22 protein-coding genes are annotated in these 24,917 nt (G+C 51.3%); 13 read left to right on the top strand and 9 right to left on the bottom strand.

Going from position 1 to position 24,917, the window contains the following annotated elements:
- Positions 1–36 precede the first annotated feature (36 nt).
- From HF324_RS30195 to HF324_RS30180, 4 genes are all read left to right on the top strand, one after another.
- Positions 37–699, top strand: coding sequence for a heme exporter protein CcmB (locus HF324_RS30195; protein WP_168807186.1), 663 nt, complete (start codon positions 37–39; stop codon positions 697–699).
- 145 nt (positions 700–844) lie between these two features.
- Complete coding sequence (ccsA, locus tag HF324_RS30190; RefSeq protein WP_168807184.1) at positions 845–1,507, top strand: cytochrome c biogenesis protein CcsA; 663 nt, start codon at positions 845–847, stop codon at positions 1,505–1,507.
- On the top strand, positions 1,504–1,737 hold the full coding sequence (locus HF324_RS30185; protein ID WP_168807175.1) for a CcmD family protein: 234 nt from the start codon (positions 1,504–1,506) through the stop codon (positions 1,735–1,737). The genes ccsA and HF324_RS30185 overlap by 4 nt, the downstream gene beginning before the upstream one ends.
- Positions 1,738–1,777: 40 nt before the next feature.
- Complete coding sequence (locus HF324_RS30180) at positions 1,778–3,196, top strand: Glu/Leu/Phe/Val family dehydrogenase (protein WP_168807173.1); 1,419 nt, start codon at positions 1,778–1,780, stop codon at positions 3,194–3,196.
- A 139-nt stretch (positions 3,197–3,335) separates the two neighbouring features.
- Here the strand turns inward: HF324_RS30180 and HF324_RS30175 are convergent, their stop codons facing one another.
- Positions 3,336–3,782, bottom strand: coding sequence for a type I restriction enzyme HsdR N-terminal domain-containing protein (locus HF324_RS30175; RefSeq protein WP_168807171.1), 447 nt, complete (start codon positions 3,780–3,782; stop codon positions 3,336–3,338).
- An 85-nt stretch (positions 3,783–3,867) separates the two neighbouring features.
- Here HF324_RS30175 and HF324_RS30170 point away from each other — a divergent pair, with 85 nt between their 5' ends.
- The 4 genes from HF324_RS30170 to HF324_RS30155 all read left to right on the top strand — a co-directional run bounded on the left by HF324_RS30170 (position 3,868) and on the right by HF324_RS30155 (position 8,368).
- Positions 3,868–4,638 carry an AMP nucleosidase gene (locus HF324_RS30170; protein ID WP_168807169.1) on the top strand — a complete coding sequence of 257 codons (771 nt, stop codon included), beginning with the start codon at positions 3,868–3,870 and terminating at the stop codon, positions 4,636–4,638.
- A 20-nt stretch (positions 4,639–4,658) separates the two neighbouring features.
- Positions 4,659–6,407, top strand: coding sequence for an ABC transporter ATP-binding protein (locus HF324_RS30165; RefSeq protein WP_168807167.1), 1,749 nt, complete (start codon positions 4,659–4,661; stop codon positions 6,405–6,407).
- Between the two features lie 102 nt (positions 6,408–6,509).
- On the top strand, positions 6,510–7,559 hold the full coding sequence (gene queA, locus HF324_RS30160; RefSeq protein ID WP_078666859.1) for a tRNA preQ1(34) S-adenosylmethionine ribosyltransferase-isomerase QueA: 1,050 nt from the start codon (positions 6,510–6,512) through the stop codon (positions 7,557–7,559).
- A gap of 128 nt (positions 7,560–7,687) precedes the next feature.
- Positions 7,688–8,368: a 2-C-methyl-D-erythritol 4-phosphate cytidylyltransferase gene (locus HF324_RS30155; RefSeq protein ID WP_168807165.1), complete on the top strand. Its 681-nt coding sequence runs from the start codon at positions 7,688–7,690 to the stop codon at positions 8,366–8,368.
- A 154-nt stretch (positions 8,369–8,522) separates the two neighbouring features.
- On the opposite strand, the gene HF324_RS30150 is transcribed toward HF324_RS30155, so the two are convergent.
- Both HF324_RS30150 and radC read right to left on the bottom strand, forming a co-directional pair.
- Positions 8,523–9,506 (bottom strand): Gfo/Idh/MocA family protein, encoded by a 984-nt coding sequence (locus tag HF324_RS30150; protein WP_168807163.1) that lies wholly within the window; start codon positions 9,504–9,506, stop codon positions 8,523–8,525.
- 55 nt (positions 9,507–9,561) lie between these two features.
- Positions 9,562–10,269: a RadC family protein gene (gene radC / locus HF324_RS30145; protein ID WP_168807161.1), complete on the bottom strand. Its 708-nt coding sequence runs from the start codon at positions 10,267–10,269 to the stop codon at positions 9,562–9,564.
- 214 nt (positions 10,270–10,483) lie between these two features.
- Between radC and HF324_RS30140 the strand changes: the two genes are divergently transcribed.
- From HF324_RS30140 to HF324_RS30125, 4 genes are all read left to right on the top strand, one after another.
- Positions 10,484–11,440 carry a ribose-phosphate pyrophosphokinase gene (locus HF324_RS30140; RefSeq protein WP_078666863.1) on the top strand — a complete coding sequence of 319 codons (957 nt, stop codon included), beginning with the start codon at positions 10,484–10,486 and terminating at the stop codon, positions 11,438–11,440.
- 37 nt (positions 11,441–11,477) lie between these two features.
- Complete coding sequence (locus tag HF324_RS30135; RefSeq protein WP_168807159.1) at positions 11,478–12,068, top strand: 50S ribosomal protein L25; 591 nt, start codon at positions 11,478–11,480, stop codon at positions 12,066–12,068.
- A gap of 65 nt (positions 12,069–12,133) precedes the next feature.
- Positions 12,134–12,709, top strand: a complete 576-nt coding sequence (gene pth, locus HF324_RS30130; protein ID WP_168807157.1) for an aminoacyl-tRNA hydrolase — start codon at positions 12,134–12,136, stop codon at positions 12,707–12,709.
- Between the two features lie 58 nt (positions 12,710–12,767).
- Entirely contained in the window at positions 12,768–13,379 is a 612-nt protein-coding gene (locus tag HF324_RS30125) for a fumarylacetoacetate hydrolase family protein (protein WP_168807155.1), read from the top strand.
- A gap of 113 nt (positions 13,380–13,492) precedes the next feature.
- Here the strand turns inward: HF324_RS30125 and HF324_RS30120 are convergent, their stop codons facing one another.
- A complete protein-coding gene (locus HF324_RS30120; protein ID WP_168807153.1) occupies positions 13,493–13,936 on the bottom strand; it encodes a MarR family winged helix-turn-helix transcriptional regulator in 444 nt (147 codons plus the stop codon).
- 81 nt (positions 13,937–14,017) lie between these two features.
- Here HF324_RS30120 and HF324_RS30115 point away from each other — a divergent pair, with 81 nt between their 5' ends.
- Positions 14,018–16,144 carry an alpha-ketoacid dehydrogenase subunit alpha/beta gene (locus HF324_RS30115; RefSeq protein ID WP_258539331.1) on the top strand — a complete coding sequence of 709 codons (2,127 nt, stop codon included), beginning with the start codon at positions 14,018–14,020 and terminating at the stop codon, positions 16,142–16,144.
- An 83-nt stretch (positions 16,145–16,227) separates the two neighbouring features.
- Here the strand turns inward: HF324_RS30115 and HF324_RS30110 are convergent, their stop codons facing one another.
- Genes HF324_RS30110 through HF324_RS30090 form a run of 5 tightly spaced genes read right to left on the bottom strand, consistent with a single transcriptional unit; the run spans position 16,228 to position 24,774 of the window.
- Entirely contained in the window at positions 16,228–17,517 is a 1,290-nt protein-coding gene (locus tag HF324_RS30110; protein WP_168807151.1) for a DUF4302 domain-containing protein, read from the bottom strand.
- Positions 17,518–17,540: 23 nt separating this feature from the next.
- On the bottom strand, positions 17,541–18,854 hold the full coding sequence (locus HF324_RS30105) for a DUF4302 domain-containing protein (RefSeq protein ID WP_168807149.1): 1,314 nt from the start codon (positions 18,852–18,854) through the stop codon (positions 17,541–17,543).
- 36 nt (positions 18,855–18,890) lie between these two features.
- Positions 18,891–19,745, bottom strand: coding sequence for a zinc-binding metallopeptidase (locus tag HF324_RS30100; RefSeq protein ID WP_168807147.1), 855 nt, complete (start codon positions 19,743–19,745; stop codon positions 18,891–18,893).
- A 21-nt stretch (positions 19,746–19,766) separates the two neighbouring features.
- Positions 19,767–21,224, bottom strand: a complete 1,458-nt coding sequence (locus HF324_RS30095) for a RagB/SusD family nutrient uptake outer membrane protein (RefSeq protein ID WP_168807145.1) — start codon at positions 21,222–21,224, stop codon at positions 19,767–19,769.
- A 22-nt stretch (positions 21,225–21,246) separates the two neighbouring features.
- Positions 21,247–24,774 (bottom strand): SusC/RagA family TonB-linked outer membrane protein, encoded by a 3,528-nt coding sequence (locus HF324_RS30090; protein WP_246269655.1) that lies wholly within the window; start codon positions 24,772–24,774, stop codon positions 21,247–21,249.
- Positions 24,775–24,917: the final 143 nt, after the last annotated feature.

Here is a 24,917-nt window from a genome sequence, read left to right as displayed (position 1 = left end):
TCGTAATTCGTAATTCGTAATTCGTAATTTCGCCGGATGAAATCTGCCATCCACCAAATATATACGCTGGTCCGGAAAGACCTGGTGCTGGAGCTGCGGCAACAGTACGCTTTTTACGGCGTGCTGCTGTACATCATCTCCACTGTTTTTGTGATCAACCTGATGATGGGTAAACCGGACGACAAATTATGGAACGCCCTTTTCTGGGTGATACAGTTGTTTGTGGCGGTCAACGCCATTGCCAAAAGTTTTATGCAGGAGAACAGGGGGCGGTTGTTATATTTCTATTCGCTGGTGCCTCCGCGGGTGTTCATCGCGGCCAAACTGATCTATAATGTTATCCTGATGACCCTCATGAGCCTGATAGCGCTGGTATGCAGCTTTACGTTCCTGGGCAACCCGCTTCATAACACCGGGTATTTTGTCGGGATCGTGCTGCTGGGCGGTACGAGCCTCAGCCTGTTGTTTACCGTGCTGGCGGCCATTGCGGCACAGGCCAACCATAATGCGGCGCTGATGGCGGTGATGGGTTTCCCGCTGATGATGCCCATGCTGATGCTGCTGGCCAACGTGTCTTTATCGGCTTTTGTAACGGTATACCAGCCGGGACTGCCCAAGATGTTCCTGCTGCTGGGCGGGATGGACTTACTGACCATCGCCCTCACCATGGTGCTCTTCCCGTTTCTGTGGAAGGACTGATTTTCGAAATATCGAATATTTCTGCTACTTATATAAACGGATTTTAACGGGTAATTCAGGATTTTGGATAAACTTAAAATCGCGTAAAATCTTTGCGATTAAGGATAAAACGTGTAGGTTTGCCCCGGAATATAGCTGTTAAAAAATGGCCAGACATTGGTGGAAAGCATTAGCGATACTGCTTCTGATTTATGTAATTATCGCCGGGTTCACTATCAGGATACCAATCATAGGAACCAATGGACAATCATCCCGTGGATTGTTTTTTCATGTGCCAATGTGGATATGTATGTATACCATGTTCACCATCTCCGTTGTCAATTCTCTCCTTTACCTGTCCAAATATGATCTGAAAAGAGATGTATATGCCTCCAGTGCTGCACGGGTAGGCGCCTTTTTTGGCGTGTTGGGTTTTGCCACCGGTTCCCTCTGGGCTACCTATACCTGGGGCGGCACGCTGACAGACGATCCCAAACAGATATGCACGGCCATCGCCATCCTCATCTATATGGCATACCTGGTACTGCGCATCTCTATCCATGATATTGATAAAAGGGCCCGTATCTCCGCGGTGTTCAACATTTTCGCTTTTGCCCTGCTCATCCCGCTGACGTATATCATCCCCCGCATGGTGGACTCCCTTCACCCGGGAAGCGCCTCTACGCCGGGATTTGCTTCAAAAGATACGGATGGCGGTATGAAACTGGTGCTGTACCCTGCCTTTATTGGCTGGACCCTCCTGAGCGTATGGATCTACAGCCTGCTGGTCCGCTATAAAAAACTTGAGCTTAAAAATATTTTTAAATGATCAATAAAGCGTTTTCATTTTGCCTGACACTCACCCTCCTGCTGGTGTCTGTACTGGCAAATGCACAACAACAGGATACAGAGAAAGGGGCCTTAAACGAGTTCTTCCGCAGCAATGACAAGATATATGTGATCGTAGGCGTTTTAGTGATCATCTTCCTGGGTATTGTACTCTTCCTCATTAACCTGGACAGAAAGATCAGCAAGCTGGAGCAGCGGGACAAAAAATAATCCGTGATAATCTAATCGTTATACCAAAACAATACATATTATGTCGCAAGATCAGCATTATAGCTTTTTCCAGAGCGTGGAAAGAAGTTTCGACAAAGCCGCGGTATTCACCAAGTGGGACAAGGGTATTCTGGAACAGATCAAGGCTTGTAACGCCGTTTACCAGATCAAATTTCCGGTAAGAATCGGCGATGGTGTTCAGGTAATTGAAGCTTACCGCGTACAACACTCTCATCACAAACTGCCTTGTAAAGGTGGTATCCGCTTCAGCGATGAAGTAAACCAGGATGAGGTGATGGCGCTGGCTTCCCTGATGACCTACAAATGCGCGATCGTAAACGTTCCTTTCGGCGGCGCTAAAGGCGGTATCAAAATCAACCCCCGCAACTATACTCCCTTCCAGCTGGAAGCAATTACCCGCCGTTATACTGCGGAACTGGTAAAGAAAAACTTTATCGGCCCCGGTACAGACGTTCCGGCTCCTGACTATGGAACCGGCGAAAGGGAAATGAGCTGGATACTGGACACCTACATGAGCCTCCGTCCGGGTGAAATCGACGGTTATGGCTGCGTTACCGGTAAACCGGTATCTCAGGGCGGCGTACGCGGACGTACCGAAGCTACCGGCCTCGGTGTGTTCTACGGCCTGCGCGAACTGTGCAACATCAAGGAAGACATGGAACGCCTCGGCCTCTCTACCGGCCTCGAAGGTAAACGCGTAGTGGTACAGGGTATGGGTAACGTAGGTTATCATGCTGCCAAGTACTTCCACGAAGCCGGCGCTAAAGTGATCTGCCTCATCGAATGGGATGGCGCCATCTTCAACGAAAATGGCCTCGATCCTGATGCTGTACTGAAACACAAAAAAGAAACCGGTTCTATCATCAACTTCCCCGGCTCTGCCAACCTGAATAAAAATACAGACGGCCTGGAACTGGAATGCGAAATCCTGATCCCTGCAGCCCTGGAAAATGTGATCGACAAACATAATGCGCCCAATGTAAAGGCCAAAATCATCGGTGAAGCCGCTAACGGCCCGCTTACCCCGGAAGCCGATGAGATCCTGAACAAAAAAGGCGTGATCGTAGTGCCCGATATGTTCCTGAATGCCGGTGGTGTAACCGTTTCCTACTTCGAATGGCTGAAAAACCTCAGCCACGTGCGTTACGGCCGTCTGGGCAAACGCTTCGATGAAAACATGAATATCCACATTCTGCAGACCATCGAAGACCTGACCGGTAAAAAAGTATCCGACAAAGAAAGAAAATTCATCGCTCACGGTGCAGACGAAGTAGACCTGGTTTACTCCGGCCTGGAAGAAACCATGCACGCCGCCCTCCACGAAGTGCGCGACGTGATGATGGCCAACCCGCAGATACATGACATGCGTACTGCCGCCTATGTGGTAGCCATCAACAAAGTAGGCGCCGCTTACGAGCAGCTGGGCATCTTCCCTTGATGATTTTGATATTTTGATATTTTGAAATTTAGATATTTAAAAAGCAGCGGAGATTGTAATGATTTCCGCTGCTTTTTTTATTGGCTCCCGCCAACTAAACACTCCAACTAAATACCCCAATACCCAAATATCCAAATTTCTAAATTTCAAAATGCGGAAGCGCGGTGAGGAACAGCCATTGTTTAGAGGCCACGTTGTGCGTGCAGCAAAAGGTATGCGTGCCGTTGGTCATCACGAGGTAGGTAGCCGGGATCACCATATGGTAACGGATAATCTGTTCCAGCGTTTGCTGGCTGATGGGCACATTCATTTCCTTGCACTCCACCAGCATCCAGGGCTCCATGCGGCGGTTGTACACCACAATATCGAACCGCTTTTTCAGTTCCCCGAGCATGATCTCCCGCTCAATCCCTATCAGTGAAGCCGGATAACCCAGGGTTTTGACGAGGTAGTTGAGGAAATTTTGCCGTACCCATTCCTCCGGGGTAAGCCGCACGAATTTTTTCCGGTAGCGGTCAAAAATCAACGCTTTGTCCTGCTCCCGGCTGATCCTGAAATCCGGTGGTGGAAAGTTAATGGTGATCAATACTTTGTCATTTATGCCGGCACGAAGATAGGGGGATAATATGGAGAATAGCGAACAAAACCCTATATTTGCTTGTCAAAAGGCTATGAAGACAAAAGAAGAAATTGTAGCTAATTGGCTTCCCCGCTACACTGGTGAAAAGCTGGACCGCTTCGGGTCGCACATCCTCCTCACCAATTTCAGTAACTACCTTACCATGTTTGCCGAATGGAACAACGTTGAAGTGATCGGCGCAGGTAAACCTATGCAGTGCGCTACTGCCGGCGATATCACCATCATCAATTTCGGTATGGGCAGCCCTGGCGCCGCCACCGTGATGGACCTGCTCAGCGCTATTCACCCCAAAGCTGTTTTGTTCCTGGGCAAATGCGGCGGCCTGAAAAAGAAAAACGCCATCGGCGACCTGATACTACCGATAGCGGCTATACGGGGCGAAGGTACCTCCAACGACTATTTTCCGCCTGAAGTGCCTGCCCTGCCTGCGTTTGCGCTGCAGAAAGCAATCTCCACCACCATCCGGGAACTGGGTTATGACTACTGGACCGGTACCTGCTACACCACTAACCGCCGGGTGTGGGAACACGACGCAGAATTCAAACAATACCTTGAACGCGTTAGAGCCATGGCGGTAGACATGGAAACAGCCACCATTTTCTCCGTAGGCTTTTTTAACAAGATCCCTACCGGAGCACTGCTCCTGGTATCTGACCAGCCGATGGTCCCTGAAGGCGTAAAAACAGAGGAGAGCGATAAGAAAGTGACCACCAAATTTGTGGAACGTCATCTTCAGATCGGTATAGAATCCCTGCAGAAGCTGATCGACAGCCACCAGACCGTGAAACACCTGCGTTTTTAGAATTGTTGTATCTTCCGGGCATGCATGCTACACGCCTGGAGATACAAGACATGGAAGTGACCTTCCATGCACATGATACCACTGTCAGGGCTGTCAACCACCTGAACCTGTCTGTCGGCAGGGGAGAGATCATCGGAGTGGTGGGAGAATCCGGTTCCGGTAAATCGGTGACCTCCCTCTCCGTGATGCGCCTGATCCAGGCGCCCGGAAAGATTTCCCACGGAAAAATCCTCTACCACCATGCCAACGGCCAGGTGACAGACCTGGTGCAGCTCTCCGAAACGGCCATGAGGGCTTACCGTGGCAATGAAATTGCCATGATCTTCCAGGAGCCTATGACCTCCCTCAATCCATTACATACCTGTGGCGCCCAGGTCACAGAAGCTATCCGCCTGCATAAAGGCATTTCGCTGAAAGAAGCCCGTGAACAGGCGAAAGCATTGTTTGCCCGGGTAAAGCTGCCCGATCCCGCTGTTATTATGGACCGTTACCCGCATGAACTGTCAGGCGGACAAAAACAACGCGTCATGATAGCCATGGCCATTTCCTGTGAACCCCGCCTGCTGATTGCCGACGAGCCCACTACCGCCTTGGATGTGACTGTACAGAAAGCTATACTGGAGCTGCTGAAAGAACTGCAGCAGCAGATGGATATGAGCGTACTGTTCATTACGCACGACCTGGGCGTGGTGGCGGAACTGGCAGAACGGGTGGTGGTGATGTACAAAGGGAATATCGTGGAGCAGGGACCGGTACAACAGGTGTTTCTGCATCCGCAGCATCCTTATACAAAAGGACTGCTGGCCTGCCGGCCGCCGTTGGACAGGCGCCTGTCGAGATTGCCGGTTACCCGGGACTTTATGGAGACCGACGCGCAGGGAAATATACAGGAGAAGGCGGGCGCAGTAGCGGAGGTGGTCAACCGGCTGGTGATCAGTGACGGTGAATTAAAGGCCCGGCAGGCGAAGCTGGCTGCCAGTCCGCCGTTGCTGGAAGTACACGGGCTGCAGACCTGGTTTCCCGTAAAGAAAAGCATTACCGGCAAAGTGCTGCAATGGTACAAAGCGGTAGACGATGTGAGTTTTACCGTTGTGCAGGGAGAAACGCTGGGGCTGGTGGGTGAGTCCGGCTGTGGCAAGACAACATTGGGAAGATCTCTTTTAAGGTTGATAGAACCAACCGGGGGGAGTATTGTTTATAAAGGGCAGGACCTGCGTAGCCTGTCACCCGCCGGTATGCGGGCGCTGCGGAAAGATATGCAGCTTATTTTCCAGGACCCTTATGCCTCCCTGAACCCCCGTAAGTCTGTCGGCGCGGCCATTCTGGAGCCCATGCAGGTGCACGGCCTGTACGGCAACGAGCGGAGGCAGCGGGAGAAAGTGCTGGAATTGCTGGAGAAGGTAAACCTGTCGCCGGAGCATTTCAACCGTTACCCGCATGAGTTTTCCGGCGGACAACGGCAGCGGGTGGTGATTGCCCGGGCGCTGGCGGTAGATCCTTCCTTTATCATCTGTGACGAGTCAGTGGCGGCGCTGGATGTCAGCGTACAGGCGCAGGTACTGAACCTGCTGATCCGGTTGCGGGAGGAGTTTGGCTTCAGCTGTATTTTTATCTCGCATGACCTGTCGGTGGTGCGTTTTATCAGCGACCGGATGATGGTGATGCAGAAGGGCAGGATGGTGGAGACAGGACCGGCCGACGAGGTGTATGGTCATCCGCAGCATCCTTACACCCGGCAGTTAATTGCTGCCATACCGAAAGGATTGTAATGCATATATAGCTGATTATTATATTAATAGCTCATTTTTTGATGGAATAGGTAATAATCAGTACCTTTGCACCCACTAAAAAATTCTTATTCATACCGTAATATGAAACTATCACAGTTCAAATTCGATCTCCCTTTAAACCTGATCGCACAGCACCCTTCCAAGACAAGAGATGAATCACGCTTAATGGTGGTAAATCGCACTACCGGAAAAATTGAACACAAGGTATTCAAGGATATCCTGGGTTATTTCAATGACAAGGATGTGATGATTGTCAACAACACCAAAGTGTTTCCGGCAAGGTTGTATGGCCGTAAGGAGAAGACAGGAGCAAAAATTGAGGTTTTCCTGCTGCGTGAGCTGAACAAGCAAAATCGCCTGTGGGACGTAATTGTTGACCCGGCACGTAAAATCCGCGTAGGCAACAAATTGTATTTTGGTGACGATGAGTCACTGGTGGCAGAAGTAATTGATAATACTACTTCCAGAGGCCGTACCATCCGTTTCTTATTTGAGGGTAACGACGAGGAGTTCAAACAGGTGCTGGACACGCTGGGTGAAACGCCGCTGCCTAAGTATATTAAGCGTAAACCGGAAGAAGAAGACAAAGAGCGTTATCAAACCGTGTACGCCAAGTATGAAGGCGCCGTAGCGGCACCTACTGCTGGTCTGCACTTCAGCCGCGAGCTGATCAAACGCCTGGAGATCAAAGGGGTGAAATTTGCAGAAGTAACGCTGCACACCGGTTTGGGCACTTTCCGTCCGATAGAGGTGGAAGATCTGAGCAAACACAAAATGGATGCTGAGTATTTCCACATCGAGGAGCATGCGGTAAAAGTGGTGAACAAAGCGAAGGAAGAAAACCGCAGGATCTGCGCCATTGGTACTACTTCCGTGCGTGCCGTGGAGTCTTCCGTTACTGCGCAGAACCACCTGAAAGCGGCAGAAGGCTGGACCAACACCTTTATCCACCCGCCGTATGATTTCGCTATTCCGAATGCGCTGGTGACTAACTTCCACCTGCCCAAAACCAGCTTGCTGATCATGGTTTGCGCCTTTGCAGGTTATGATCTGATCATGGAAGCTTATCAGCAGGCCATCAAGGAAAAATACCGTTTCTTCAGCTATGGCGACGCTATGTTGATTATCTGATAAGAGAATTACGAATTACGAGTTACGAATTACGAATTGAGGGCTTACTATCGGAGAGGTTATCAGAGTAAACCTTCGGTAAGTAAGCCCTCAATTCGTAATTCGTAACTCGTAATTCGTAATTGTTTATGGGCAATAGAAAAAAAACAGCCATCATTGTTGCAGGCGGCTCCGGTTCCAGGATGCAGAGCGCCATACCCAAACAGTTTATGGACCTTGCGGGTAAACCGGTGCTATACCATACCATTGCCGCTTTCACCACTGCGTATCCGGAGATGGAGATTGTGCTGGTGCTGCCGGAGCAGCATATCAGTTACGCCAACAACCTCCTGCAGGCTTTTGATAATATTCCGGCTATTACGCTGGTGAAGGGCGGGGAAACCCGTTTCCATTCTGTAAAGAACGGGCTGCAGCAGGTACAGGGCGACGCGGTGGTGTTTGTGCATGACGGGGTGCGGCCGCTGGTGTCGCCGGCGTTGGTCCGTACCTGTTATGAAGCTACGTTAAGCCATGGCAGCGCTATTCCGGTGATAGATATGAAAGACAGTATCCGTGAGGTAACAGGAGAGCAGAACAGGGCGGTGGACCGGGAGCGTTTCCGGATTATCCAGACGCCGCAGACCTTTTTGTCGGAGCTGATATTGCCGGCATTTGAATTGCCGTATGATCCGTTGTTTACCGATGAAGCTACCGTGGTGGAGCGCTTGGGCCACCCGGTGCACCTGGTGCAGGGGGAGGAATCCAACCTGAAGATCACGAAGCCGCTGGACCTGGTGATGGCAAAGGCTTTCTTGGATTTACGCGGGTGATTTTCACGCAAAGGCGCTAAGCAGCAAAGGCGCAAAGGATATTAAGCGAGCTAAAAAGCAAAGGAGCGAAGATTACAAGATCTCCGCTCCTTTGCTTTTCTTATTTATCTTAAAAAATCTTTGCGCCTTTGCTGCTTTGCGCCTTTGCGTGAAACTAGGCTTTTGCTGTTTCGTTCAGGCTTTTATTGATCTTTTGCAGGATCTGATGGGCCACGTCGAGTGCCTGCAGGCCATCGATGGCGTTTACGGCCACGGGTTTATTATGCAGGATGGCGTCGCGGAACAGTTCCAGTTCCATCCGGATGGCGTTGGATTGTTTTACTTCCGGGTTATCGATAGCGATGGTTTTTTTGCCGCTGTTGGTTTCGATATCGAGGGTGAAGAGGCCTTCGTCTTCCGGTGTTTTCAGCTTGATAATTTCTGATTTTTTATCGAGGAAGTCGATACCGATGTAGGCATCTTTCTGGAAGAGGCGCATTTTGCGCATCTTTTTCAGGGAGATGCGGCTGGAGGTCAGGTTGGCCACGCAGCCGTTGTGGAATTCGATGCGGACGTTGGCGATATCGGGAGTATCGCTCATCACGGCCACGCCGCTGGCGGATATGCGGCTGACGGTGGATTTAACGATGCTGAGCACGATGTCGATATCGTGGATCATGAGGTCGAGGATCACGCTGACGTCGGTACCGCGCGGGTTGAATTCGGCGAGGCGGTGTACTTCGATGAACATGGGCTTCAGGTCATAACCTTTTAAGGCGAGGAAGGCCGGGTTGAAGCGTTCCACATGGCCCACCTGGAATTTGATATTGGCCTCATCCACCAGTTTTACCAGTGTTTTGGCTTCTTCCATGGTGTTGGTCATGGGTTTCTCCACGAAGATGTGTTTACCGTTACGGATGGCCAGTTCACATAATTTATAATGGAGGGTGGTAGGCGCTACGATGTCGATGGCGTCTACGGCCAGTATCAGTTCTTCGGCTGTGGTGTACCGGGGAATGTTGTATTGTTCTGCCACGCTGGCGGCGTTGGCGTCGCTGGGGTCATAGAAGCCTGTAACTTCCACGTCTTTCATGGTTGAAAGCTGGGAGAGGTGAATTTTACCGAGATGTCCTACCCCGAAGATTCCTATTTTGAGCATATTGGATCGTAATAAATAAATGCGAAAGTAAATACATTTGGTTATTTTTTGATTTTTATATCATGCCTTCTTCCACGAGGCTGCAGTAGCCTGTTTCAGACACGATAATATGGTCCAGTACGTCAATGTCGAAGAGCTGGCCTTGTTCCTTTATTTTCAGGGTGATGCGGATATCGGCCTGGCTGGGGCGCAGGCTGCCGGAGGGGTGATTATGGCAGAGCAGCAGTTTGCAGGCGCCGGCTTCGAGTGCGTCGCGGAAGATAAGGCGGGTATCCACTACGGTGCTGGTCATGCCGCCGGTGCTGACACAGCGGTATTGCAGCACTTTATTGGCATGGTTGAGGAACATGACATAAAATGTTTCGAAGGAGTGGTCTGCCAGGAGGGGTTTAAAGAACAGGGCGGCGTCCGCGCCGGCGCGGATGACCGTTTTTTTATGGATAGGGCTTGCCTGGCGGCGGCGGGCGAGTTCCATGGCGGCCAGCACGGTGACGGCTTTGGCGCGGCCCATGCCTTTGAGTTTCTGCAGCTTCCGGACGCTGATCCGGCCCAGTTCGGGCAGGTTGTGATGTGCCAGTTGCAATACTTCCCTGGCCAGGTCCAGGGCGGATTTGTTTTTATGGCCGGTATGCAGTAGGATGGCCAGCAGCTCGGTGTCTGTGAGGGTGCCGGCGCCGTGTTGCAGCAGTTTTTCTCTCGGTTTTTCGGCATCCGCCCATTGACGGATGGCCACGTGGGGTTGTGGTTTCGGGCTAACAAACATATGGCATCGCATTTCTTCGAATTTCGCGAAAAATCGCTGGAAAAAAAATTCCTCTCCCGGTTTCTTTTTCTGAAAAAATAAAGGAAAACCATTGTAACAAATTAATTTATAAATACTTAAATTTTAAAATTATTTAAAATTTGGCTTTTGATCGAAAAAAAATCACGCCGGTAGCCCTAAAAAATCATAGTTTTGCCACCTCTTTTCTACCAGTATGCAACCTTCAGTAAAAATCTTCACAGGCAACAGTAATCCGGCATTGGCTGAGAAAATTGCCAAAAGATACGGCAACGGACTCAACAGCCTCGGTAAGTTAAAAATTCAGAAGTTCAGTGATGGCGAGTTTCAGCCCGTTTTCCTGGAAAGTATCCGTGGTGACTATGTTTTTCTCGTGCAGGGCACCAACGCCCCGTCAGACAACCTGATGGAGCTGCTGCTGATGATTGACGCGGCCAAACGTGCATCAGCAGGTTACATCACGGCGGTAATCCCCTATTTCGGGTTTGCCCGCCAGGACAGGAAAGACAAGCCAAGGGTAGCAATCGGGTCTAAACTGGTGGCCAACCTGCTTACCTCTGCAGGGGCTAACAGGGTGATTACCATGGATTTGCATGCTCCGCAGATCCAGGCTTTCTTCGATATCCCGGTAGACCACCTGGACAGCTCTGCTATTTTTATTCCTTATATTGAGCAATTAAAGCTGGAAAATCTTACCTTTGCGTCCCCTGACGTGGGTAGCACCAACCGGGTGCGCGAAGTGGCGTCCTACTTCAATGCGGAGATGGTGATTTGCGACAAACACCGCAAAAGAGCCAACGAAATCGCATCCATGGTAGTGATCGGCGACGTGAAAGACAGGGACATAGTGCTCATTGACGATATCTGCGATACTGCCGGCACGCTGTCAAAAGCAGCCAACCTGCTGAAGGAAAAAGGCGCCAGAAGCGTTCGCGCTTTCTGTACCCATCCGGTATTCAGCGGTAAAGCATACGAAAACATCGAGAACTCCGTACTGGAAGAAATAGTAGTTTGCGATACTATTCCCATCCGCCCGGAAAGCTCGAAAATCAAAGTGGTGTCTGTGGCAGACCTGTTTGCGGTAGCTATCCGCAACATGCACGAAAACAAGTCTATCACCAGCCTGTTCGTGCACAGTCATCGCAAACAATAACAGCGTATTTTTATAATTTCTATAAACTGTTTAAACAATGAAAACAATAACCATCGAAGGACAACTCAGGAGCGAATTCGGCAAAAAAGCCACCCGCCAGATCCGTTCTGAGGAAAAAGTGCCTTGTGTTATTTACGGGGGTGCAGAAACTGTAAATTTTTCAGCTCCTGCCAAAGCATTCAAAAACCTGGTGTATACTTCTGCTTTCCAGATCGCAGAAATCAAACTGGGCGCTAAAACTTACAAATGCGTACTGAAAGACATGCAGTTCGACGTAGTGACAGATGAACTGGCACACATCGACTTCATGGAACTGGTTGAAGACAAAAAAGTGTCTGTAACCCTGCCGATCAAACTGGTTGGTTCTTCTGTAGGTGTTAAAGCCGGTGGTAAACTGGTAAGCAAACTGAAAGCGCTGAAAGTTAAAGCCCTGCCTAAAGACCTGGTAGAGAGCATCGAAGTAAACATCGAGAACCTCGAACTGAATGGCAACATCCGCGTTGAAGACGTGAAAGTAGACGGTATCGAAATCACCAACTCTCCGCGTATTCCTATCGCTTCTGTGGTAATGACCCGTCAGCTGCGTCAGGAAGAATCTGCTGCTGAAAAAGAATCTAAGAAGAAATAATCTTTTGGAAATATTTTTCGAAAAAGCCTCTCTACTTGTAGAGGGGCTTTTTAATTTTGAATCATATGAAATACCTGATCGCCGGTTTGGGCAACATTGGACAGGAATACCGTCATACGCGTCACAATATTGGTTTTGACGTGGCTGACGCCTTTGTGGCCAAACATAACGGCAGCTTCGATAACGACCGGCTGGCAGAGGTGGCGGAATGTAAGTGGAAAGGCAAAACGTTTATCGTGATCAAGCCCACCACTTATATGAACCTCAGCGGCCGTGCTGTCAAATACTGGATGGACAAGGAAAAGATCGCCCTGGAAAACCTGCTGGTGATCATGGACGAACTGGCGCTTCCGCTGGACGTGCTCCGCTTGCGCCCCGGTGGCAGCGATGCCGGCCACAACGGGCTGAAAAGCATCCAGGAATCGCTGGGCACCAATCAATATCCCCGCCTGCGCTTCGGTATTGGTAACGATTACGCCAAAGGACGACAGGCCGATTTTGTACTGGGTAAATGGAAACCGGCGGAAGTGGCCGTGGTGCAACAGAAAATAAACGCCTGCTGCGACATTATCGAAAGCTTTGCAGGCATTGGACTGGCCCGCACCATGAATGAGTATAACAAGATGACCTTTCCCCTGTAAAGTAAATTTGCAAATCTGACTGCTATCTGCTTAATTTATCTTCTAAAACTCACGCATTATGAAAATTATTTGCGTAGGCAGGAACTATGCCGACCATGCCAAAGAACTGAAAAATGAGGTGCCCACTGAGCCGGTGTTGTTCATGAAACCCAAGAACGCCCTGCTGCAAAATGGCCACCCTTTTTATTATCCGGAGTTTACCACCAACCTGCATTACGAATGTGAACTCGTACTGCGCGTCAGCAAAAACGGCAAACATATTCAGGAAAAATTCGCAGATAAATATTACGATAAAATCTCTGTGGGGATCGATTTCACAGCGCGCGATTTACAGGATAAACAAAAAGCCAAAGGCCTGCCCTGGGAAATCGCCAAAGCCTTTGATAACTCCGCCATCGTGGGCTCTTTTATCCCCATCACACCGGAGATGGATAAAAAGGATATTAACTTCTGCCTGTATAAAAACAAAACACTGGTGCAACAGGGCAATACCAAAGACCTCCTGTTCTCTTTCGACTTTCTCGTTTCCTATATTTCCAAATTCTTTACCCTTAACATCGGCGACCTGATCTTTACCGGTACGCCTGTGGGAGTAGGCCCTACCGCTATCGGGGACACTTTTGAGGCGTTCATCGAAAACGACAGCCTGCTGGAATTTGCCGTTAAATAATTTACGATTTTTTGATTTTGGGATTTAGAGATTTGAAATGCAGCGGAGATCAAATCAGATAACAAAACATGATCATCCCGCTTTTCAAATCCTCAAATCCCAAAATCCCTAAATCAAACTTTCGTGGGGATATTATTATAGATAGTGTCCAGTATCCTGGTTAACTCCGTATAGTCCGCTTCTGTCAGCGATTTCCAGCCTGTCTTCCGCATTTCATGCACCAACGGCTTCACTTCCTTGTATTTTTCCGTTCCGTCCGGCGTCAGCTGGAGATATATTTTTCGCCGGTCATAGGTATCGGCTTCCCGCTTTACCAGCCCTTTTTTTACCAATAACTCAATAATACGGGAGATGGTAGTAATATCCTTGGAGGTATTACGGGCCAGCTCGTTATGGGTCGTTTTTTTATGCTTGTACAGATTCTCCACCAGCAGCCACTGGTCCACCGTGATGTCCATCTGGCGGGAATCGAACATTTTCTGCCAATAGTTGCGCAGTTTTTTCAGGGTCGCATCCAGCTTAAAAAAAGAGGGATTATTGACAAAAGTATCAGCCATAATGATTAATTTGCAATAGCAACAGTTGTTATAGCAACTATTTTGCTTAAACCACCATCGTCATCACCAAAACAGTTTTACGTGTTTAAAGATAGTACAAGCGTTTCAACTTTAAAAGCCGGTACTAACGGCCAGCACGGGAAGAGGAGCGAGCTGGCGGAGTTACTGGCGGCCTACCGATGGATGTGCCAGGCGGGCCGCATGGCCGACACCTATGAAGCCAACCGGGCGATATGCAAATATGTACATTCCACCTCCCGGGGGCATGAGGCCATACAGATAGCTACCGGCATGCAGTTACAGCCATGGGACTTTGCCAGTCCGTACTACCGCGACGAGAGCATGCTGCTGGCCATGGGCTTCGAGCCGTATGAGCTGATGCTGCAGCTGCTGGCCAAAGCAGACGACCCTTTTTCCGGTGGCAGGTCTTACTACAACCATCCCAACAGCCGGCGGCCCGATAAGCCCCGGATCCCCCACCAGAGCAGCGCCACCGGCATGCAGGTAATACCCGCCACGGGCATGGCGCAGGGGGTACAGTATCTCGAAACCATTCATGCGCAACTGCCTGCAGGCCCCAACGGTGAACTGCCGGTAGTGCTTTGTTCGCTGGGCGACGGCAGCGTAACGGAAGGAGAGGTCAGCGAAGCGTTCCAGTTTGCCGTGCTGAAACAACTGCCGGTCATCTATCTTATACAGGACAACGACTGGGGCATCTCTGTCACCGCCGCGGAAGCCCGCGCAATGGACGCCTACGAATATGCCGCCGGCTTCAAAGGGCTGGAACGCATGCGGGTAGACGGCAGCGACTTTACGGCCAGCTACGCCGCCATGGAAACGGCCATCGGCTACGTACGGCAGGAACGCAAGCCTATCCTCGTACAGGCCCATGTGCCGCTGCTGGGACATCATACCTCCGGCGTAAGAAAGGAGTGGTACCGCACGGCGGAAGACCTGCAAAAACATGCGGCCAACGACCCGGTACCCAAATTAAGGGCGCTGCTGCTGAAACATGGTGTGACGGAAGCTGCGCTGCAGGAAATAGAACGGACAGCGGCGGAAGATATCGAAGCGGCCTTCACGGCAGCGGTGAAAGCGGCAGAACCAGCCCCCGACACGGTGCGGGAGCACGTGTTTGCCCCCACCCCCGTTACACAGGAAACAGGAACACGTACGCCTGCCAACGGTAATAAAGTGGTGATGGTAGACGCAGCGCTGCACGCGGTGGAAGAAATCATGCAGCAATACCCCGAAGCTATCTTCTTTGGGCAGGACGTCGGTAAAAGACTGGGGGGCGTATTCCGCGAAGCGGCTACCCTTGGCGATAAATTCGGGGATCACCGGGTGTACAACACGGCGATCCAGGAAGCCTATATCATCGGCGCAACGGCAGGCCTGTCGGCCACCGGCGTAAAACCCATCGTGGAAATACAGTTTGCAGACTATATCTATCCGGGATTTAATCAGCTGGTAACGGAGATCTCCAAATCCTGCTACCTGAGCCAGGGTAAATTTCCGGTACAGACGCTCATCAGGGTGCCTATCGGCGCCTATGGCGGCGGCGGCCCCTATCATTCCGGCAGTATCGAATCCACCCTGCTGAGCATTAAAGGCATCAAAGTGGTGTACCCTTCCAATGCCGCCGATATGAAAGGCCTGCTCAAAGCGGCATTTCTGGACCCTAACCCGGTCGTGATGCTGGAGCATAAAGGACTTTACTGGAGCAAGGTACCCGGCACCCAGGAAGCCATGACCATAGAACCGGCGGCAGACTATGTGCTGCCACTTGGAAAAGCCAATGTGGTACTACAGGCGCATCCGAAAGACGTACAACGCGGAGAATCTGTCTGCATCATCACCTACGGCATGGGCGTATACTGGGCCAGGGCGGCAGCCCGTGCATTTCCGGGCAACGTGGAAATCGTGGACCTGCGTACCCTCTTCCCGCTGGATGAAGAGCTGGTATTCCAGACCGTCCGTAAACATGGTAAATGCCTGTTGCTGACGGAAGAACAGCTGAACAATTCCTTTATGCAGGCGCTGGCCGGACGTATCCAGAAAGAATGTTTCAGACAGCTGGACGCCCCGGTACATATGCTGGGAGCGCTGGACCTGCCCGCAGTGGCGCTTAACACGGGCCTCGAAGCGGCGATGCTGCCCAACGCCGCCAAGGTAGAGGCCATGATAAAAGAGCTGATGTCCTACTGACAACCAACCGGTACCTTCATGTAAAAGGCCCTGTCAGCGTCCTGACAGGGCCTTTTTTATTGTGAAAGGATAGTACTGGGTGCTTACCAGTAACCGGTAAAGCCGATAGAAGGTTTGTCCGCGCTTTTGAAACTGACAAACACACCGTCCGGTGCATCGAGATAATCGAGGGAAAACCGGTTGGCGGACAACATGCTCGTCAGCGGAACTGCCAGCGATTTCAATGCATTGCCGTTGGCGCCGGGCGTATCATTGGCAAAGGGCTGCATCACAAATGTGTAAACGCCGCCGGCCGTTTTAGTGTATTTGAAAGTATACTTGCAATAGGTGCCGGCAACATAAATATTCATGTTCAGGATACTGCTGCCTGTCTGAAAGTCCATCACCACCTTGCTGATGGGATAGCCCACAGACCCGAACCTGTTAGCAGCATCATCCCAGATAGTCTTGAAGTCTGCAGTCCAGCCGGGCAACGGATATACGGAAGGAGGCAGCAGCGTAAGCTGGCCCGGGATCTCACCCCCCAGCATATAATGGACCGGTATCACAGGAACGTTGGTACGTTCAAGATATACCTTGTTGTTGCCGGTCATTGCATAGAAATTGTTGGCAGTAGCATCCCAGGTAAGCGCGGATACGGCCTGGTTACCTACCAGCACCGGATGATGAAGGGCGATGCCTGTCAGCGTATAGGCGTAACCGGTACCAGCGGATACCCTGCTGTTGTTATTGACAAAAGCGAAGCCGCTTGTTTTATTGTCAGTGTTAAAAAAGACAAATGCCTGCGTACCGCCTGGTTTGAGGGCCAGGAACCCTGGCTGGTTGAAAAAGTCAGCGGCGGCGGCCATCGCTGTTTCCAGCCTGCCGGCGGTATAGTCTGTTTTTACCTGCGCACCGGCTTTTACCAGTTTCAGTTCATCGCTGTATTTATTACCGGTCAGTACCAGCGTATCGCCGTTGGTATAACGGAGCGCATAGGCGGTGTCCACTCCTCTTTTGGCGACGAGTTTAATGCCGGCCAGCTGGGAACCTTCATGGAAGCTGAGCGTGGGGTTGACGGTTTGTGTGATGCCCACTGTGAAACCGCTTTTGGAAGGTGTAGCGGCGGCGCCGGCATCGAGGTCGGTGTACAGGGTAACCTCACTCTTGCCATTGTCGAGCTGGAAGTATACGCTGAACAGTTCGCTGCCATCGCGGGGAGTAAGCGTACCTACCCAGCCGTTGGGAGCGGAGCCCAGCACTGTTTTAAAGGAATCGAGCTGTTGTTTGGGATCGGCGTAGGACTTCTCCACCGGAAGGCTGGTAGTGTCGTCTTTCCGGCAGGAGGCCAGTACTGCGGCGCAGAGCAATGTATATAATGCGAGTTTTTTCATTTGAAGGGATTGCAGATGATGAATTATTGAAGTGAACCACCCATGATGAATGACGGGTCGTCTACCCCGATCAGCTGTGCCATCTGGCTGTTACCCGGCATAGAGAAATAGTCTACCCGGTATTTGCCCACCGCCAGTTTGTCCAGGATCGGTTTCATGGCAGGATAGATGATGTTGGGTATTTCTCCTTTAATGTCCTGCATGGTGAAGCTGAACACGCCGTCTTTTGATTTGGCGTAATCAAAAATGTACATGCCGCTGAAGGAGTTGGCGTTTTGGGTGACTTTCACCTGTACGCCTATCAGTTTTGATTCTGTATCGAAGAGGATGTCGAGGCCTGCCAGCTGCAGGTTAGGAAAACCGAGGTTGGGCATCCTTGTTTTGGCGGCTGTCCACAGCGCTTTATAGGCAGGAGAGAAGGCGCCCTGGGTGGCGTCGGAGGTCTGGATCTGATCGTAACCAACGCCTAACAGCAGATGCAGTGCGAAAAGCGGGCTGCCGGATGCCTGCAGCTCGGTGTTTTTACCATTGCTCTTCAGGTACATTACCTGTTTGGCCGCGTCAAAAAATACTTCCCGGTAGCTGTTGTTGTTGATCGTAAAAGGCTTTTGGGTAAAGAAACCCGTCAGCGTATAGGCGAGATTGTTAGTCTCCGTTTTCAGCTCTCCGTCTTGCTCATATACCAGCGAGAACCCTCTGCCAGTTGGATTTACGACGGTTTGTATTTTTTTGCCGTCGCCGGTGGTGGTATAAAGATTGGGATGGTTGGCCACGTAGTCGGTGATGGCGTCGCGGATGCTGTTGAGGCCGCCTGCTTTATAGGCTGCTTCTTCTGCTGCGCTGGCTCTCACCAGCACCATCTTGCTCTGTTTGGCGTTGCCGGTAAGGAATACGGTATCGTTACGGGTGGAGTCGTAGCCAAATTCAAAATCGGAATCGTAGCCTTTGCCGGGCAGCCCGCCGAAAACTTTCCTGTCCGGGTCTGCCAGCAGATGGAGATAGTTGTAGGTATCGAAGACCAGCGAAGGACGTTGCTGCGCTCCCATGCGATAGGAGCTTTCTGACAGGTCCTGTCCGGTGGCCGGTGTCAGGTCGCCCAGCATATTTACCCGGTTGTTTTCCCCGAATTTAAAGTAGAAGCCGAAGCCCATCCCGCCGTCGGGGAACAGGTAAGCTTTCCAGCCGTTGGACCCGCCGGTGAGTTGTTGTTTATAGGCGGTGAGCGTTGCGTTCATCCGTTCTTCGGGCCTGGTGCCAAATACGGAACCGTCATTATCTTTGCGGCATGATGCAGCGAGTATGCATAACAACGTGCCTGCGATTATATATTTTTTCATATATCCGTTGTAGTTATAATACCTGTTCATAAAAAACTATCTGATCGCTTCTGCAATAGCAGCAGATGTTTTCACCTGCAGGCTGTCGAAATTTATTTTCCAGCTGTTCTGGAAATAGTTCCTGACGATGTCCGCTTTCCGGTGCAGCATTTCTTTGCCGATGGCGGTCTGCGACTGGTTGACGATATTTTCAAAGCCGTCTTTTCCTTCTGTCAGCATGGTAGACACCATCTCCACAAAATCTTCATCGGCCTTGGCGCGTGCATAGGGCGTGATGAAGCCGAGGTCCAGCGCTTCCTGGTCGGTGGTATTGTTCCAGGTGCCGGTATAACCGCCGGGGGTAAGGGCTTTGTATTCCCTTGGATAGAAGATGGTCTGATGCAGGATGTGTGCGAATTCGTGGTGGATGGTATGCAACATGAATTTCACAAAACCCTCGTTTTTCTGGTCGAAGTCATTGAGACGCAGTAACTGTATGGTTTTACCGCCTTCGGCTTCCCCGAGCGTGATGGTCCCGTTGGAATTATACTGGGGGCTGCCTACCAGTATCATCTGCTTGGGACTGTATTTCAGGAAGAAGGGCAGTCCGGCTTCCTTGATATAAGGCTCTATCCAGGTTTTATGTATCAGGTCCATCACCGGTATTACCAGGGGTTCTTTTATAGGCACGAGGGTTTTACTGGTAGATACCGCATAAGGGTCCCATTTATATTTCACCTCTATGTTATAAGGCCTGGTGTAGTTGGTAGTGATCCAGTTATCGAGCGCAGTAGGCTGCTGGTAGTTGTCCGGGAACAGGTTGGAGATGTCCAGGTTTTCTTTTTTGCTGCAGCCGGACAGGATGGCGATCAGTCCTGCTACCAGTATGGGAATGATATATTGACGTTTCATATATACAAGTTTGAGTGGTGTTTATCGAGGGTTTAATTCCAGTCCGGACAGCTGGGCTTCCTGCGGTATCTGTACCATGCGGCGGGGATCGTTGGCGCCCAGCGTCATTTTTATTTTACCGTCGAACGAGGTGTGCACCACCGGTATTTTATGGCGGAGGATATCGAACCAGCGGAGGCCTTCCAGGATAAACTCTATCCGTTTAAAGTGCAGGATGGTTTTGATGATAGCATCGCGGGTGTCCACGGTACCGTAGTAGTCCCTGACTTTATCGATGGTGAGGTGGTGGGCGGCGGGGTTGTAGCGGGTGATACGCTGGCTGAGGAAGTCGTTGATGTCGGCCAGTGCTTCATTGAAGTTCCCGAGCTGGGTATTGGCTTCAGCCCTGTTGAACAGCACTTCTTCTGCGGCGAGCAGCGGCACCATGTCCCAACCGTTACCGATATTGGCGTTCTGGTCTACCCGGATGAACAGTTCATAGAACTTAGGGATGAAGAAGTCTTCCGGCCGCTGGTAATACACGGAATAAGCCATCCTGGCGCCGGTAGGATTGTCGAGGCCATTGATCATGCCACCGAGAACGGGGTCGCAGCCGTAACGGTTGGTCCTCAGGTTCCTGGCCCACCAGGACTGTGTTTCGGCGAGCAGCAGGTTGGCTTTCTGTGTGGCGCGGGTATATTCTTTCCGGAGCACCAGTTCTTCCATGGTGTTATAGATAGTGTTTACCGGCCGCAGGTATGGAAGGGCCCTGCCGGCGGGGAAAGTGAGATTGGCATGTTCCACTACTTTGGCGTAGTTCTTTTTGAACAGGTAGAAGCGGCTGGCGAAAGCATGGGCGGCGGCGGTGGTGAAGTGATAGGAAGGGGCGTTCGCGTAGGAGTTGTCGTTGATCAGCGGCAGTCCTTCGGTGAGGTCTTTTTCTATCTGTTCGTACACGTACGATACTGTTTTCCTTTCATATTTCGCCACGACTACGTTCTCCGGTTTGGTCACGTAGGGGATGCCCGGATCTTTAGCTGCGGTGGCCGGATCATAGGATTTGGAGAAGATGGTGACCAGCATAAAGTGTGCGTATGCGCGGCAGAGCAGTGCCTCGCCTTTGGAGGCGCTGTAGGCGGCTTTGTCGGAAGCTTTGTCTATCACCTCCAGCGCCTGGTTGGCAGCGGCGATGGCGGCATAGGCATTTTGCCAGTAGAAGTCGGGCGTGTCCTGCTCCCTGTCGGAAGACACTTCCCAGAACCAGGGCTGGCGGTTGATACGGGTATTGTCGTCGGTGCCTTTGTCGTTGGCGTTGTCTGACATGGCTTCGAGGAACGGAATATAGTTGGCCCGGGGGTAGGCGGAGGTGAGGAGCTCGGCCACTTTGGCGGGCGTATTAACTTCTGTGCGCTGATCGGGCAGTTGCTCGAGGTATTTTTTACACCCGGGGGCAACCATCATGATTGCTAACGCTGATATATATACGAGATTTCTTTTCATATCCAAAAACTTTTCATTCAGGTTAAAAACCAACTTTTACAGACAGGGTGTATTGCCTGGGAACAGGTAATGCTACGCCGCCGGACTGGAAGAACTCAGGGTCCTGGCCTTTCAGTTTAGGATCGGCATAGATCAGCCAGGGGTTGTTGGCCACCAGGCTGAGGGAGGCGTTGTTAAGACCGATAGCGGAGGTGTATCTCAGCGGCAGGTTATAACTCAGCGATACCTGTTTCAGACGGATGAAGCCTCCGTCAGCAACGCGTGTGGAAGAGTAGTTATAGGTATAATAGGGCGTTGTGCCACTCAGTCTGTTGATCACCCGGAGATCTGACAGCGCGGGGATGTCGGTCTTCTTTTCATCGCCGGTCATCATCCAGCGGTCGAGGAACTCTTTCGGCATGGCCGTGAGGTCGGTGTACCGCTGCTGGAAGGCGGGGTTGAGGCGGATCACGTTTCCTGCGCTGAAGGTGAACAGGGCGGAGAAGGTGAAGTCTTTGAAGCGTACGGAGTTGTAAAGGCCACCGGTTACTTTCGGATCAATGGGCCCGTTGTATTTCAGGTAGTTGATGGCATCGCTCTGGAGGTTGACTTCATTGACTTTCTCTCCTTTTTCATTGACAAATATGGGGGTGCCGTCGAGGGCAGACAGCTCCTGCAGGTCAATGGAGTAGAGGCCTCTGTACGGGCTACCCAGCATGGGGCCGCCATCGGGGCCGATGAGGTCCCATATATTGGGATTGGTTTTCAGGTTAGTGATTTCGTTTTCGTTATAGGCGGCGGTGAGTTGTGTTCTCCATTGCCAGTTTTTCTGCTGGATGATAGTGCCGCCTACGGTCAGTTCCACCCCATGGGATTTCATGTCGGCATAGTTGGCGTTTTTAATGAACTGTCCGCCGATACCGGAGGTGCGGATAGGGCTGATCAGGTCGAAGCCGTTACGTTTATAGCCGTCGAGGGTAATGGTGAGGCGGTCTTTAAACATACCGAGGTCGATGCCTACGTTGGTTTCGTATTGTTTTTCCCAGGTGAGCTCTGAGTTTTCGAGGTCGGTGATGTTGATCACAGATTCGATTTCAGGCAGGTAGGGGCGGTATGTTTTGCCGCTGCGGGTGATCAGGCTGGAGTTGGTGGCTTTACCCTGCAGGCTGGCGGTGAGGCCATAGGTAGCGCGAAGGGTGAGGCGGTTGATGTTCTGTGCCTGTTTCATAAAATCTTCCGTGTCTACGTTCCAGGAGCCGCTGATGTTCCAGGTGGGTAGCCAGCGGGCGTTGCGGGACTTGCCGAGCAGGTTGGAACCGTCGTAACGGATGGTACCGTTGAGGTTGTATTTGCCTTTATAGGAATAAGCGCCATTGGCCATATAAGCGAGGAAGCGGTCGTAGTAGTTTTGCATGCCGTAGAAATCGAAGCCGCTTTCCACTGCCTGTTTGATGATGCGCGGATCTACATAGGGCACGCCGCCTTTATCGAACTGGTAGCCGTAGCCGTTGGAGAATTTGTTCTGTCGGTTGGCATATCGTAGCTCCTGGGAGGCGTAGGCCACGAAGATGTGGGTGTTATTGTACGTTTTATTCCATTCGAGCGCATTGCGGATGTTGTAGCTCACGAGGTAATCGTCGTTGGTGTTGTAGAAACCGCCGTAGGGAAGTATTACCTCCGGGTATGCTTCCGGGTCGTCCGGGTTGCGGTAGAGGAATTTATTGTTTTCTATGACGGTGGCGTTGTCAGCGGCGCGATAGGCCATCGCCATATTGGAGTTCTCTCTTACTTTGTGTTCCCGGTTGGTTTTGGCATAACGCAAAGCACCGAGGAAAGAGTACTTCAGGGTGGGGGTAATTTTATAGCCGGCTTCACCCTGCAGTTTGATGTCTACCATGGTAAGGTCGAGCGTATTGTTGTTCAGTTCATTGATGATATTGAACGGGGCGTAGTTGCGCCGGAAGAATTCCAGGTTGCCTTTTTCGTCATAGGCGGTGAGGGTGCGGCTGGTGTTAAGGGCGTAGCTGAAGGGGTTGATATCGAAATCGCGGTCAAACTTCCCTTCCACGGGGTTGCTGACCCTTCCGATGCTGCCGGGGGCGCGCTGGTCCCTGATAGATCCCTGGGTGATGAGGCCTACGTTGAGCCGCGGCGTAATGTTGAAATTGGCGCGGGCGTTGCCGGTGAAGCGTTTTACGCGGTCGCCGATGGTCCAGCCGTTATCATTGAGGAAGCTGGTGGAGAAGTAGAGCTGTGATTTTTCCGTACCGGAGGAGATACTGAGGGAGTGCTCCTGCAGGAGGGAGTTGCGGAACAATACATCGAACCAGTCGGTATTTGTCAGCGCGTATCTTTTGAGGAATTCATTCCTGGATTTCTCGTCATTGTAAACTGTCCTGTTGTTGATGTTTTCCGCCAGTTTGGTGAAAACGCCGCCATCCTGTCTGGTGGCCAGGTCGCCGTACTGGAGGAATCCCCGGCTTTCCATGGATTTGTAGACAGACATCTGGTCGGCCGAGTTCATGATATTAAAGTCCTTGTATGTTGGCTTGATATAGGTAGAGAAATTACCGGTATAGGAGATGAGGGGTTTGCCCACGCGGCCTTTTTTGGTGGTGATGACCACCACGCCGTTCATGGCGCGGGCGCCATACATGGCGGTGGCGGCGGCATCTTTGAGGATCTGGAAGCTCTCGATGTCGTCGGGGTTGAGGCCGGCTACGGAAGATCCCAGGAGGGTGGTGGGATCTCCGGTGGAGAGCTGTTCGTTGGACACGTTCACTACATCTTCGAGTACGATACCGTCTACTACCCAGAGTGGTTTGTTATCGCCGGTGATGGAGGTAGCGCCGCGGACGCGGATTTTGGGGGCGGCGCCGAAGGTGCCGGACACGTTTTGGATGGAGACGCCGGCTACGCGGCCTTCCAGCATGCGGCTGACATCGGTGATGCCTTCGCGTTTCACGTCGTTGGCTTTGAGGGTAGCGGCCGAGCCGGTGAAGAGTTTACGGTCGATGGTCTGATAACCGGTCACGACCACCTGGTTAAGATTCGTCACATTTTCTTCCAGCGTAACGATGACAGGTTTATCAGCGGTGGCTTTCACTTCCTGTGTTTTGAACCCTACCATGCTGATAACGAGGGTGGCGCCGGGTTTTACACGGATGGTGAATTCACCTTTACTGTCGGTAGCGATACCGTTGCCGGTACCTTTTTCCACGATGCTGATGCCGGGCACAAAGGAAGCATCGCCGTTTTCTGCGCGGGTACCGGCGCGTCCTTTCACGGTGATGACTTCCTGTTGTGGCACGGGTTTTTCGGCGGGGCGTGTGAGCACGATTTTGTCGCCGATCACCTTATAGGCTATGCCTTTGCTCTCGAGCAGATTGAGCGCCTGCTGCATGGATACTTTATCGGGATCTAATTCCACGTTCATATTCTTGTTGATGACCGCGGCATCATACACAAATACGACATTGTATTTCTTCTCCATCCTTCCGAGGATGACTTCCAGTTTCTCTCTGTTTTGCTCGTTGGTAAGCGGGGCGGCCTGGTTTTCCAGGCATGCCACTGTCAATAGGGCCAGGAGTAGCTTCGATTTTGGTCGCTTTTTTTTGTAAAGGATTTCAAACATCGTGTATAAATTATTATAGGTTAAACGGGTCCGGAGCAGGACATGGCCCATAGGCCCCCGACGGGAGCGGTACATAGCCT

This window comes from Chitinophaga oryzae, assembly GCF_012516375.2.
Classification (GTDB): domain Bacteria; phylum Bacteroidota; class Bacteroidia; order Chitinophagales; family Chitinophagaceae; genus Chitinophaga; species Chitinophaga oryzae.
This window is presented reverse-complemented; position numbering and strand designations above follow the sequence as displayed.